The following is a 13,181-nucleotide window of genomic DNA, read 5'->3' as shown; positions in this document are numbered from 1 at the left end:
AGCAAACTAGGAAGCTAGCCGCAGGCTGTACTGGAGTACGGCAAGGTGAAGCTGACGTAGTTTGAAGAGATTTTCGAAGAGTATTACTCGAACATTACCAGTAGTCTCGAACTGAGGAAGGTCTTTTTATCAAGCTAGTGGAGGAAGTCGGAGAAGTAGCCGAGGTTTTGAATAGGCGCTCTGGTCGAAAAGAAGGGATAGGATTCGAACGAGGAACTTGCCAGAGAACTGACTGATATCATTCACTACACCGTCGCAATCGTCGCCATCAACCATATTGACCTTACCAAGACTATCTTTGAGAAAGATAAGACTGCAGCCATTAAGTACTAACATGAACGTGATTTGGAAGGATTTTTGAAGGTGAAGGAGAATTGATGTCCTCTTCCTCCAACTTGAGAAAATCCTTGAAACATGATAAAATAAAGGATAAGGACTTTTAATAATTCATTATATAGAATGAGTGGATTTCTTTATGAAGAGGTTTGAAGTATCTACAGAAATTGGTAGTCTCTCTGTTACTTATCAAAAGCAAAAGAAAGTGCTAATTTGTCTAAACGGAGCAGGTTTGCTACCAAGTTATGAAAATTTTTCACTTATACTCGAAAAACTTCCGTCCACAATTGGTTATTTGACAATTGATTTTCCGAACACAGGTAGAAGTCCGATTCATGACCAAGCTGGAAAAAATCTGGATAATCTTGCAGATGCAGTTTATGAAGTACTTGAAGAATTGGTGATTTCTGAATATATACTTTGTGTACATAGTTTGAGTGGAATTTTAGCTTGCAAATTGCTCAACAAACCAATTAAGTGTCAGGCTTTAGTAGCAATTGAACCGACAACTAAAAACGTCATGTTTGCTGATTTTTCAGAAAATCCTTATCCAGAAATGGAAGAGCAGATGAGGCTGATTGATGAGTGTGGTCCTGAACTTTATTTTAAGAACTTAACTCAAGCAACATTTAGTCCTGAAACGAATAAAGAAATCTGGGAAATAATGCAAGAAAAAGGTTCAGAGTTGGAAAATCAAGATCCAGGATTTCAGATATCTGGAGAGATTACTGAGGAAGATTTTGAGGATGTATCAATACCAGATTGTATCCCTGTATTTGTTTTTTGTCAGCCTTACAGAGAAAAAGAGTACAGAGAATCAGAATATTGGACTTCCAATGCTAGACTCATTTTAGGAGGGAATCACCATTATTTACAGTGGTCTGAATCCGAAAAATTGCGACTATTATTCGAGAATTGTCAGAATAAGATGGAAAGAAGGAGACTACAGGAGACAAGATGAACTACTTTAATGTTGGGAAAATCGTCAATACGCAAGGGTTGCAGGGTGAGATGCGAGTCTTGTCTGTGACGGATTTTGCAGAAGAACGGTTTAAAAAAGGGGCTGAGCTAGCTTTGTTTGATGAAAAAGATCAGTTTGTTCAAACAGTTACCATTGCTAGCCACCGTAAACAGAAGAACTTTGACATTATTAAATTCAAAGATATGTACCATATCAACGCTATCGAAAAGTACAAGGGATACAGTCTCAAGGTCGCTGAGGAAGATTTAAACGATTTAGACGATGGTGAATTTTATTATCACGAGATTATCGGTTTGGAAGTCTATGAGGGTGATAATTTGATTGGAACCATCAATGAAATCCTGCAACCAGGTGCTAACGATGTCTGGGTGGTCAAGCGAAAAGGCAAGCGTGACTTGCTCTTGCCTTATATCCCACCAGTGGTTCTCAATGTTGATATTCCAAATAAACGGGTCAACGTGGAAATCTTAGAAGGGTTAGACGATGAAGATTGATATTTTAACCCTCTTTCCAGAGATGTTTTCTCCACTGGAGCACTCAATCGTTGGAAAGGCTCGAGAAAAAGGGCTCTTGGATATCCAGTATCATAATTTTCGAGAAAAGGCTGAAAAGGCCCGTCACGTCGATGATGAACCATATGGAGGCGGTCAGGGGATGCTGCTCCGAGCCCAACCTATTTTTGATGCTTTTGATACTATTGAAAAAAAGAATCCGCGCGTGATTCTCCTTGATCCAGCTGGAAAGCAGTTTGATCAAGCCTATGCAGAGGATTTGGCTCAAGAGGAAGAGTTAATCTTTATCTGTGGGCACTACGAGGGTTATGATGAGCGCATTAAGATTTTGGTGACAGATGAGATCTCCCTGGGAGACTATGTCTTGACTGGAGGAGAATTGGCGGCCATGACTATGATTGATGCTACGGTACGCCTGATTCCAGAAGTGATTGGCAAGGAGTCTAGCCACCAAGATGATAGTTTTTCTTCTGGCCTTCTCGAATACCCTCAATACACACGTCCCTATGATTATCGAGGAATGGTTGTGCCAGATGTATTGATGAGTGGTCACCATGAAAAGATTCGTCAGTGGCGCCTGTATGAGAGTTTAAAGAAAACCTATGAACGCAGACCAAATTTGCTTGAACATTATCAACTGACAGCAGAAGAAGAAAAAATGATGGCAGAAATCAAAGAAAACACAGAATAAAGGAGAAACCTATGCAAGTAATCAAACGTAATGGTGAAATTGCTGAATTTAATCCAGACAAGATTTACCAAGCCATCTTAAAGGCAGCCCAGACTGTCTATGTATTGACAGATGACTTGCGTCAAAATCTTGCTCAAGTCACTAAGAAAGTGGTTTTGGATTTGGAAGAGGCCAAGGTGGAACGTGCTACCATTAGCATGATTCAGTCTATGGTTGAACATCGTCTACTGGGTGCAGGTTACATTACCATTGCAGAACACTACATTTCCTATCGTCTACAACGTGACTTGGAAAGAAGTGGTTATGGAGATCATATCGCGGTTCATTTACATTTTGAACAAGTTCGCTAAGAAAAAAGAGTGGGATGAAGCAACTACATCTCACTCTTTCTTAAATCTATTTTTTTTGGGCTGTTTGGACGGTTGAAGGGACAAATCGCAGGCGTTGAATATCGCTTATGCGGATAATACGGCTTACATTTTTAGCAAAATTTTTAACTATAATTTGCTGTCCTTGCTGATTGTATTTGATGATGTCACCTGTAAAGCTTGTCTCAGACAAGATAAGGTGAACAGCAGTTTGTTTCTGGATAGCCTCTTCAATAGTGGCTGTAAGGGAGTTGCTTTCAGTCTGGTCAGGTTGGTCATGTCCATTTAAAAAGTCATGTATTTTACCTAGAACTTGCTGGAATTTATGTCTCATATTGGCCTCCCTTCTTTTATATCAATATTATATAAAATTTTCCTAAAATCTACAAGATTTTACGAATAATCAGATGAAAGCTAAAAAAGGAGAAGAAAATGGCAGAATTTACATTTGAAATCGAAGAGCACTTGTTGACTCTTTCTGAAAACGAAAAAGGTTGGACTAAGGAAATCAACCGTGTGAGCTTTAATGGAGCCCCTGCGAAGTTTGATATTCGTGCTTGGAGTCCAGATCATACTAAAATGGGCAAAGGGATTACTCTCTCCAATGAAGAATTTCAAACGATGGTGGATGCTTTTAAAGGTAACTAATACTCAATGAAAATCNNACTGACGAAGTCAGTCACATATATAATCCAAGGTGAAGCTGACGTGTTTGAAGAAATTTTTGAAGAATATAAGTTTTCAAAATGAAAGAAAAGGATATTGAGTCATGGCAACTCGATATCCTTTTTTAGTTAGCGAAGTAAGCCTGATTTTTAAGGCGTTGAAGTAGTGGACGGCTAATAAAACTAATAGCTAGAAGTTTACCAAGGTCTGGGATAATAAAGGGAAGAACTCCCACAATAAGAGCTTTTTCAAATGCCATTCCAGCTAGAAAATGCAAGCTGAGAATCCCGCCGACAAAGACAAGGGCATCACCCAAGAGGTTTGCAAGAAAAATCGTGACAATACCACTCTCGCTGTTGGTTAGGGAAGAAGTAAGTCCAGAGTATACAAGATAAAACCAAAGATAGCCTGCAGTAGGGCCAACTAAAGCTTGAAAACCAGCTCCACCTCCTGCAAAGACAGGAAGACCGATAGCACCTAGAAGAAGATAGAGTCCAGCAGAAAGTACAGCCTCTCTCGGTCTAAAGACAGTAGCAATCAAGCCGATTGCAAAGTTTTGCAGAGTGAAGGGAACAGGTCCAACTGGAAGACTGATTTGTGCCAAAACAGCAATGAGAGCAGCCCCAATAGCAGGGATAGCATAAATGTGAGCTTTTTTCAAAATAGTTAACCTCTTTTCTGATGTATAGTAACTATTATACTCATAGAGGAATCATTGTCAACCAATTTTTTAAAACAAGGTAACAAAAACTGTAACGGCCGATTTTGCTTATTGGTTAAGTTGGATAATTTTTTTGTTGATTCGAAAATTGTCTGTATAGATAATCCTATTTTATTAATAAAAAATATACTAGTAAATACTTGACAAAGTAAAAAATAAGTGTTATATTAAAAATGTAAACGGATGCATTTAGATGTGTTCAATTTTAAAAGGAGGGGTAGTTATGAGATATTTTAACGACTCTAGATACCATAACGGTGATTAAAAACCTAAATATAATCAATTCATATTAAAGTAATATGGAGGGACTAAAAAGAGACTATTATTTAATCTTCATCAAATATTTAAATTCAAGGAGAAGTAAAATGAAAAAAAAGAATTAATAAGAAAGCATCTGTTTTTCTAGCTGCAAGTGTTTTCAGTTTTAGCTTTGCTACTGCAGCTAGTGTTGTTAGTGCAACTACAGCACACCCTGCTCCATATCCGATTATTGATGTATGGGAATATGGTGTAAATGATAACTATGGTTATTCGAATTACTTTGTTAAGTCTCCAGATAATATTGGTTCAAAATCTTCAGTAACGAATTTTTGGGGAACAGTTAAAGCTCAGGATAAAAAAGATTATGGATGGGCATATTCAAGTGCAACAAAATCTTGGAACGATGTTCGCTTAAATGCATATTGGGATTATTATAGATTTTAAAAATAATTTATGAAAACAGGAGACCCAATTATAAAATAGGGTCTTTTGTAATATGGTAATTGCTTATGAAATTAAAATTATGTATCATTGGATTCTTCTTTTGTTTGATTGCTACAATTGGTCTGGTCACTATTAGTGATACCGAAATCCCCATACCTTTACCAATTGATGGTGCTTTCTCTATTCAAGGGAAAAGTAATCTTTCTAATAACGAAATATATGAAATGGTTCGTGACTTATCAAAAACGGAAAAGGTTACCATTTACAAGCCAATCGTTCAGAGTTCGGGTCAGTTGAAGTATGTAAATTTTGATGATGTAAATAATGAACAATTAAAGTCAGCACCAATAATAGGGATGTATTATACCCTTGGGAAAATGGATGTAGATAGTTTGAAACCACTTACGATGACGGGGCTGCAAACAGTCTATATGGCTTATCCTTGGTATATAGGAGGAATATTACAATTCACTGGAACTTTAAGAATACTGTTAATGGGCTCCATTTACTTAACTTTATTAGTTGTTTTATTTGTTGTTAGGACGAGGCAGATCAAAGAAGGAGTGATACGACGTTCTTTGGGCTTGCCTGTATACGATCTTAGAAGAGAGTATGTGATTTCTCTTATTTTTGAACTGATTATGATGGCTTTATTGATGATTTCTTACAGTTCTTTTTTGGGAAATGGTTTCTTCACTTATAGTTCTAAGTTATTTTTCTCTCTGCTTTTAACGAATTTTATACTATTTCAAATCATTGATCTCATCACCTTTGTTTTATTTTGGTCGACGATTCAGATTGAAAAGCCCATTGAAATTATCAAAAACAAGGCAAAAAACAAGCTTATTTTTGTCGTATGGCTTGCTATTATTTCGATTATTATCCTTGTCTCAGGAGTTTTTTTACAAGAAACAAAGAGTAGTCAATCTAGTATGAACATACAAATACAGAATTTAGTACCGTGGGACACAGTAAAAGACTGGAGAAGGATTGAGTTCCTTGGAATTGAAAGTAACTCTGCTAAAAATGGAGAAGTTAGTGATTCAGATGGTCAGTATCTACAGATAGTTGCTGCCTTAAAAAACTTAGATTTCTTATATATTGAACGATCTTCGGCATATGTTCCAGATTTTATGAAAACATCTCATGTTTTAGAAGACTTTTCTAAACAATTAGAAAATGACGGAATAACGAATCCAGAAATAAATAAAGAGTTGATTTATATTAATCAAACAGGTGCTAACCTACAAAATAAAGTGAATGGAACAAACTATCATCTTTTAGATAATAAGATAGCAACCATTTATATTCCTGAGAAGTGGAAAGAAAACCAGAAATCTATTGAGAATACAGTTGTAGCAGAACAATTTATTGGAACAAACTATACAAAAGAACAGCTTGCAGTACAAATAATTCCTGATGGTAATAAAATTTTTTATTTCAATGAGGATGCTGATATCGATCATAAAAATAAAGATATTTTACCAATGGCAAGTCTAGCAGATAGCAAAGATAATATAGTTGTTGTGTTAGATACGGACAAAATGATGGAAAATAATAAGTTTTCTTTGGCTAGTAACATACTATATAAATCTCTTTTTAGTCCTGAAGCGGTAAAAAAAATAAATGAGATGACTGTCCCGTTGAATTTCTCAATGAATCCAGTAGATGTTTACCAAATTGTGAAATTAAAGATTCAATCCTTAGAGCACCAAATTTTACTTTCACAAATCTTGCAGAAGATAATTTACAGTATTATCTTTATACTCATTTATCAATATGTCCAACTTTTTATTACTCTAAAACAGAATGAATATGTGAAAAAAATCATTTTGGGTCTGTCAAAAACATATATAGCAATTTCAAGTCTCAAATATTTTATGATGACTATTACAATGGTTATTCTATTTACATTTCTTATGACAGGGCAAATAGAGTTGCTATATATTGGAGCGGCTTCTCTGCTAGTTTTGATGTTGTCAATCATAATGAGTTTTAGAAAATTATCTGAAAGCTACACTAAAATTTTAAAAGGAGATGAATCATGACAATTGACCTTTTGAACGTTTCAAAAAGTTTCGGCTCAAAGAAGATCTTTACAGACTTAAATTTAATATTTGAATCTGGAAAAAGCTATGCATTGATTGGAGGTTCTGGCTCCGGTAAAAGTACCCTTCTTAATATTATAGGAAGATTAGAAAAAATTGACAGTGGGAATGTTTTAGTTGATAAACAAGATATTTGGAAGATAAAAGAAAGAACTTTTTTTAAAAATACTGTTGGATATGTATTTCAGAATTATTCTTTAATAGATAACAAAACAGTATATGATAATCTGAGCCTTATCACTAAAGACAAAAAAACAATAACTGACGTACTTGAAAAAGTAGGACTGTCAAGTGACTATTTACACCAAAAAATATATGAATTGTCTGGAGGGCAGGCTCAACGTGTAGCTATTGCCAGAATGTTAATGAAACCACGTAAAATTATCTTAGCAGATGAACCTACAGGAGCTTTAGATGGTGAGATTGGAAAAGAAATTATTCGTTTACTATTGAATGAAACAGCTGAAGATAAATATGTCATTATAGCGACACATGATCCAGCTGTCTATAACGAAGTTGATGTGATAATTGACATGAAAGATATAGGGTATAAGGTATGAAAAAGAAAATTTATATTGCTTTGATCTTTGTAACTGGGGTACTCGCCATTTTCTTTTTTGGAAAACAAATGATTACAAAAGAAAATATCAATAAGCCAACGGTAGAGTTAACAATCTATACGCTTTCTTCTAGTGATACAGAAAAATGGAATAAAGTGAGACAAGTAGAAACGGAAGAAGCTATATACTTCATAACTGTGAAAGAAGTATCATCTTCAGAAGAAGTATTTTCAAACATCATTGCAAATGGAGCTGCTACGGGGTTCGGAGTTCGTGAAGAAGAAGTGAAGAAATTCAATAATGGTTTAGGAGACACCATAGAGGACTCTAAGCATAATAAACTAATTGAAATAGAATTTTTTACTTTTTCTGATGATGGCGCGGGATTTGTGGTAGCAAACTTTGACTACGGTAAAGAAGAGTTGAATTCTCAGAAAAAAGATATAAAAGAATTATATAAAAAAATATATGAATCTTTTAAAGAAAAGAATAAATGATTGTATTATAATCCTTGTATTTTGCTATGGTTTGTTAATTGATTTTTGCATATCTTACTTCAACATACTATAAAATAAAACATAAGAAAATGAGTATCTCCAACTACGGAAATACTCGCTTTTTGATATTTAGAAGTGTTTTTTGCTTTGCTTCTTTTGTTTCGATTAACGCATGGTTACAAATTCTTCAGATGCAGTTGGGTGAATTGCCACAGTTGCATCAAAGTCAGCCTTGGTTGCTCCCATTTTGATAGCAACAGCAAATCCTTGAATCATTTCATCAACGCCGTAGCCAATTCCATGAAGTCCGACAACTTTTTCTTCTGAAGCAGCTGTTATGAGTTTGAAACGGGATTCTTGACGGTTGCTGGTGCAAGCAGAGTACATAGAAGTAAAACTTGATTTGTAAACCTTGATTTGGTTTTGACCGTATTCTTTAATAGCTTGCTCTTCTGTCAAGCCAACAGTTCCGATAGCAGGGTGTGAAAAGACAACGGTTGGAATAGTTGAGTAATCCATTTTAGCAGTTGTTTTTCCGTTAAAGAGACGTTCAGATAAAGTACGTCCAGCCTTGATAGCAACTGGAGTCAGTTCTTTTTCGCCTGTTACATCACCTAGAGCATAGATTCCCTCAACAACAGTATTTTGGTATTCATCCACTTGGATAAAGCCACGCTCATTCAGAGTCACTCCAGCTTTTTCAAGTTGCAAGCCCTTAACGTTTGGACGGCGGCCTGTAGCCCAGATAACTTGGCTAGCTGTGTGACTAGTACCATCTTCGAAATGAATGGTAATGCCGTCAGTAGTTTTTTCTAACTTGACAGGGACTTTGTGAGTGTGAAGTGGTAAGTTTGTTCTTTCCATTTCCTTGACCAAACCTTCAACGATGTAGGAATCAAAACCACGTAAAGGACGATCGCGGCGAACAAAGAGATCTGTCTTGACACCAAAAGTGTGGAGTACGCCAGCTAATTCAACGGCGATATAACCAGCGCCTAGAATGGCAATTGACTCTGGAAGTTCTTCCCAGGCAAATACATCATCAGAAGAGCCACCTAGCTCAGCACCAGGAATATTAGGAATACTTGGATGGGCACCTGTAGCAATCACGATATGTTTAGCACGAATCAGTTCACCATTTACGCTGACAGTATGAGAATCTACAAATTCAGCATGACCTTCGATCAGCTCTACGCCGTTGCGTTTAAAACTGCCATCATAAGAAGAACGAGCGCGATCAATGTAGGCTTCACGATTGCGACGTAGGGTTGCAAAGTCAAAGTTAAGATCAGTAGTCTTAAAGCCGTAGTCTTCTCCAAATTGATGGAAAGTCTCAGCGATTTGCGCCCCGTACCACATGATTTTTTTAGGAACACAGCCGACGTTGACGCAGGTTCCACCTAATTTCTTTTCCTCAATAACGGCCGCTTTGGCTCCGTGTTCACCAGCACGGTTCATGGTAGCAATTCCTCCGCTACCTCCACCGATAGCAATGATATCGTATTCTCTCATTGAAAACTCCTTTGTACTCTTTTAAATAGTCGAGTGTCATTTTTTGATAGTCATATTCTATCTTTTTTTTGATTTGATTGCAAAAATCTGCTACGCACAAAAAATTGCAAAAAAGCTTGCCAAATAAGTCAAGATAGTGTATCATATAACTAGTACAATAGAAAAGGAGGGTTTCCGAACGATTGTTTAATCCTGAACTGTCATTATTTCCATCTGAACTGCATTGTTTGCTGGAGGGAAATTTGGTATAATAGCAAAGTATTGTAAAAAAGAAAAGGAGTTTCATTATGAAGAAAAAGAATGGTAAAGCTAAAAAGTGGCAACTGTATGCAGCCATCGGTGCTGCGAGTGTAGTTGTATTGGGTGCCGGGGGGATTTTACTCTTTAGACAACCCTCGCAAACCGCTGTAAAAGATGAACCTACTCATCTTGTTGTTGCCAAGGAAGGAAGCGTGGCATCCTCTGTTTTATTATCAGGAACAGTAACGGCAAAAAATGAACAATACGTTTATTTTGATGCTAGCAAGGGAGATTTAGACGAAATCCTTGTTTCTGTGGGGGATAAGGTCAGCGAAGGGCAGGCTTTAGTCAAGTACAGTAGTTCAGAAGCCCAGGCGGCCTATGATTCAGCGAGTCGAGCAGTTGCGAAGGCAGACCGTCATATCAACGAACTCAACCAAGCACGAAATGAAGCTGCTTCAGCTCCCCAGTTACCTGCACCAGCAGGAGGAGAAGATGTAACGGTGCAAAGTCCAACTCCAGTTGCTGGAAATTTTGTTGCTTCTATTGACGCTCAATTGGGTGATGCCCGTGATGCGCGTGCAGATGCTGCAGCGCAATTAAGCAAGGCTCAAAGTCAATTGGATGCAACAACTGTTCTCAGTACCCTAGAGGGAACTGTAGTCGAAGTCAATAGCAATGTTTCTAAATCTCCAACAGGGGCGAGTCAAGTTATGGTTCATATTGTCAGCAATGAAAATTTACAAGTCAAGGGAGAATTGTCTGAGTACAATCTAGCCAACCTTTCTGTAGGTCAAGAAGTAAGCTTTACTTCTAAAGTATATCCTGATAAAAAATGGACTGGGAAATTAAGCTATATTTCTGACTATCCTAAAAACAATGGTGAAGCAGCTAGTCCAGCAGCTGGGGCTAATACAGGTTCTAAATACCCTTATACTATTGATGTGACAGGCGAAGTTGGTGATTTGAAACAAGGATTCTCAGTAAGTGTTGAAGTCAAAAATAAGAGTAAAGCCATTTTGGTTCCTCTAACAAGTGTTGTGACTGAAAATGATAAGAACTATGTCTGGGTGCTTGACGAGCAGAAAAAGGCCAAGAAAGTGGAAGTTGGTTTGGGCAATGCTGATGCAGACAACCAAGAAATCACTTCAGGTCTGACAAATGGAGTCAAGGTCATCAGTAACCCAACGTCTTCCTTGGAAGAAGGAAAAGAGGTGAAGGCTGATGAAGCAACTAATTAGTCTAAAAAATATCTGCAGAAGCTATCGCAATGGTGACCAAGAACTGCAGGTTCTCAAAAACATCAATCTAGAAGTGAATGAGGGTGAATTTGTTGCCATCATGGGACCATCTGGTTCTGGGAAGTCCACTCTGATGAATACGATTGGCATGTTGGATACACCAACCAGTGGAGAGTATTATCTTGAAGGCCAAGAAGTGGCTGGACTGGGTGAAAAACAATTAGCCAAGGTTCGTAACCAACAAATCGGTTTTGTCTTTCAGCAGTTCTTTCTTCTATCGAAGCTCAATGCTCTGCAAAATGTAGAATTGCCCTTGATTTACGCAGGAGTTTCGTCTTCAAAACGGCGCAAGTTGGCTGAGGAGTATTTAGACAAGGTTGAATTGACAGAACGTAGTCACCATTTGCCTTCGGAATTATCTGGTGGTCAAAAGCAACGTGTGGCTATTGCTCGTGCCTTGGTAAACAATCCTTCTATTATCCTAGCGGACGAACCGACAGGAGCCTTGGATACCAAAACAGGGAATCAAATTATGCAACTATTGGTTGACTTGAACAAAGAAGGAAAAACCATTATCATGGTAACGCATGAGCCTGAGATTGCTGCCTATGCTAAACGTCAGATTATCATTCGAGATGGAGTCATTTCATCTGACAGTGCTCAGTTAGGAAAGGAGGAAAACTAAGATGCAGAATCTGAAATTTGCCTTTTCATCTATCATGGCTCACAAGATGCGTTCTTTGCTTACCATGATTGGGATTATTATCGGTGTTTCATCAGTTGTTGTGATTATGGCTTTGGGAGATTCCCTATCTCGTCAAGTTAATAAAGATATGACCAAATCTCAGAAAAATATTAGCGTCTTCTTCTCTCCTAAAAAAAGTAAAGATGGGTCTTTTACTCAGAAACAATCAGCTTTTACGGTTTCTGGAAAGGAAGAGGAAATTCCTGTTGAACCGCCAAAACCGCAAGAATCCTGGGTCCAAGAGGCAGCCAAACTCAAGGGAGTGGATAGTTACTATGTAACCAATTCAACGAATGCCATCTTGACCTATCAAGATAAAAAGGTTGAGAATGCTAATTTGACAGGTGGAAACAGAACTTACATGGACGCTGTTAAGAATGAAATTATTGCAGGTCGTAGTCTGAGAGAGCAAGATTTCAAAGAGTTTGCAAGTGTCATTTTGCTAGATGAGGAATTGTCCATTAGTTTATTTGAATCTCCTCAAGAGGCTATTAACAAGGTTGTAGAAGTCAATGGATTTAGTTACCGGGTCATTGGGGTTTATACTAGTCCGGAGGCTAAAAAGTCAAAAATATATGGGTTTGGTGGCTTGCCTATTACTACCAATATCTCCCTTGCTGCGAATTTTAATGTAGATGAAATAGCTAGTATTGTTTTTCGAGTGAATGATACCAGTTTAACCCCAACTCTGGGTCCAGAACTGGCACGAAAAATGACAGAGCTTGCAGGCTTACAACAGGGAGAATACCAGGTGGCAGATGAGTCCGTTGTATTTGCAGAAATTCAACAATCGTTTAGTTTTATGACGACGATTATTAGTTCCATCGCAGGGATTTCTCTCTTTGTTGGAGGAACTGGTGTCATGAACATCATGCTGGTTTCGGTGACAGAGCGCACTCGTGAGATTGGTCTTCGTAAGGCTTTGGGCGCAACACGTGCCAATATTTTAATTCAGTTTTTGATTGAATCCATGATTTTGACCTTGTTAGGTGGCTTAATTGGCTTGACAATTGCAAGTGGTTTAACTGCCTTAGCAGGTTTGTTACTGCAAGGTTTAATAGAAGGTATAGAAGTTGGAGTATCAATCCCAGTTGCCCTATTTAGTCTTGCAGTTTCGGCTAGCGTTGGTATGATTTTTGGGGTCTTGCCAGCCAACAAGGCATCGAAACTTGATCCAATTGAAGCCCTTCGTTATGAATAAGATCAACAAGATGGACACTCGTCTATCTTGTTTTTGTATGGATTTCCCTATCGAAATTCATTAAAAATGTGATATAATCCCGACTTTATCACTTAA

The 13,181-nt window shown here is 37.5% G+C and carries 14 protein-coding genes and 2 pseudogenes; 13 read left to right on the top strand and 3 right to left on the bottom strand.

The window, feature by feature from the left end; translation table 11 throughout:
• Positions 1-83: 83 nt before the first annotated feature.
• From HT671_RS11620 to HT671_RS05495, 5 genes and pseudogenes are all read left to right on the top strand, one after another.
• Positions 84-333, top strand: a pseudogene (locus HT671_RS11620) (MazG nucleotide pyrophosphohydrolase domain-containing protein); the annotation flags it as partial.
• A gap of 142 nt (positions 334-475) precedes the next feature.
• A complete protein-coding gene (locus HT671_RS05510) occupies positions 476-1,297 on the top strand; it encodes an alpha/beta hydrolase (RefSeq protein WP_138703307.1) in 822 nt (273 codons plus the stop codon).
• Positions 1,294-1,812: a ribosome maturation factor RimM gene (rimM, locus tag HT671_RS05505; protein ID WP_138703306.1), complete on the top strand. Its 519-nt coding sequence runs from the start codon at positions 1,294-1,296 to the stop codon at positions 1,810-1,812. Before HT671_RS05510 ends, rimM begins: the two co-directional genes overlap by 4 nt.
• On the top strand, positions 1,802-2,521 hold the full coding sequence (gene trmD, locus HT671_RS05500; protein ID WP_138703305.1) for a tRNA (guanosine(37)-N1)-methyltransferase TrmD: 720 nt from the start codon (positions 1,802-1,804) through the stop codon (positions 2,519-2,521). The genes rimM and trmD overlap by 11 nt, the downstream gene beginning before the upstream one ends.
• A gap of 11 nt (positions 2,522-2,532) precedes the next feature.
• The gene (locus tag HT671_RS05495; protein WP_001196048.1) at positions 2,533-2,871 is read left to right on the top strand and encodes an ATP cone domain-containing protein; all 339 of its coding nucleotides are present in this window, start codon (positions 2,533-2,535) and stop codon (positions 2,869-2,871) included.
• Positions 2,872-2,901: 30 nt separating this feature from the next.
• Here HT671_RS05495 and HT671_RS05490 read toward each other — a convergent pair.
• A pseudogene (locus HT671_RS05490) lies at positions 2,902-3,223 on the bottom strand (hypothetical protein).
• Between the two features lie 98 nt (positions 3,224-3,321).
• Here HT671_RS05490 and HT671_RS05485 point away from each other — a divergent pair.
• Positions 3,322-3,537, top strand: coding sequence for a YdbC family protein (locus tag HT671_RS05485; RefSeq protein WP_000807422.1), 216 nt, complete (start codon positions 3,322-3,324; stop codon positions 3,535-3,537).
• Positions 3,538-3,679: 142 nt separating this feature from the next.
• Here the strand turns inward: HT671_RS05485 and HT671_RS05480 are convergent, their stop codons facing one another.
• Positions 3,680-4,216: a biotin transporter BioY gene (locus HT671_RS05480; RefSeq protein ID WP_050208036.1), complete on the bottom strand. Its 537-nt coding sequence runs from the start codon at positions 4,214-4,216 to the stop codon at positions 3,680-3,682.
• 438 nt (positions 4,217-4,654) lie between these two features.
• On the opposite strand from HT671_RS05480, the gene HT671_RS12040 reads away from it, so the two are divergent.
• From HT671_RS12040 to HT671_RS05465, 4 genes are all read left to right on the top strand, one after another.
• Positions 4,655-4,981 carry a hypothetical protein gene (locus HT671_RS12040; RefSeq protein ID WP_078929959.1) on the top strand — a complete coding sequence of 109 codons (327 nt, stop codon included), beginning with the start codon at positions 4,655-4,657 and terminating at the stop codon, positions 4,979-4,981.
• Between the two features lie 65 nt (positions 4,982-5,046).
• Positions 5,047-7,029, top strand: coding sequence for a hypothetical protein (locus tag HT671_RS05475; protein WP_023940507.1), 1,983 nt, complete (start codon positions 5,047-5,049; stop codon positions 7,027-7,029).
• Positions 7,026-7,649 (top strand): ATP-binding cassette domain-containing protein, encoded by a 624-nt coding sequence (locus HT671_RS05470; RefSeq protein WP_000151029.1) that lies wholly within the window; start codon positions 7,026-7,028, stop codon positions 7,647-7,649. Before HT671_RS05475 ends, HT671_RS05470 begins: the two co-directional genes overlap by 4 nt.
• Positions 7,646-8,146, top strand: a complete 501-nt coding sequence (locus tag HT671_RS05465; protein ID WP_000727307.1) for a hypothetical protein — start codon at positions 7,646-7,648, stop codon at positions 8,144-8,146. Before HT671_RS05470 ends, HT671_RS05465 begins: the two co-directional genes overlap by 4 nt.
• 165 nt (positions 8,147-8,311) lie before the next feature.
• Here the strand turns inward: HT671_RS05465 and gor are convergent, their stop codons facing one another.
• A complete protein-coding gene (gene gor / locus HT671_RS05460) occupies positions 8,312-9,658 on the bottom strand; it encodes a glutathione-disulfide reductase (RefSeq protein WP_023938309.1) in 1,347 nt (448 codons plus the stop codon).
• 287 nt (positions 9,659-9,945) lie between these two features.
• On the opposite strand from gor, the gene HT671_RS05455 reads away from it, so the two are divergent.
• Genes HT671_RS05455 through HT671_RS05445 form a run of 3 tightly spaced genes read left to right on the top strand, consistent with a single transcriptional unit; the run spans position 9,946 to position 13,085 of the window.
• Positions 9,946-11,139: an efflux RND transporter periplasmic adaptor subunit gene (locus HT671_RS05455; protein ID WP_138703303.1), complete on the top strand. Its 1,194-nt coding sequence runs from the start codon at positions 9,946-9,948 to the stop codon at positions 11,137-11,139.
• Positions 11,123-11,824, top strand: a complete 702-nt coding sequence (locus HT671_RS05450; protein ID WP_000811473.1) for an ABC transporter ATP-binding protein — start codon at positions 11,123-11,125, stop codon at positions 11,822-11,824. The genes HT671_RS05455 and HT671_RS05450 overlap by 17 nt, the downstream gene beginning before the upstream one ends.
• Position 11,825: 1 nt before the next feature.
• On the top strand, positions 11,826-13,085 hold the full coding sequence (locus tag HT671_RS05445; protein ID WP_001180416.1) for an ABC transporter permease: 1,260 nt from the start codon (positions 11,826-11,828) through the stop codon (positions 13,083-13,085).
• Positions 13,086-13,181: the final 96 nt, after the last annotated feature.

Source organism: Streptococcus sp. 2741 (assembly GCF_013276315.1).
Lineage (GTDB): Bacteria > Bacillota > Bacilli > Lactobacillales > Streptococcaceae > Streptococcus > Streptococcus pseudopneumoniae.
The sequence above is the reverse complement of the archived record's forward strand: the minus strand, read 5'-3'. Positions and strand labels throughout refer to the sequence as shown.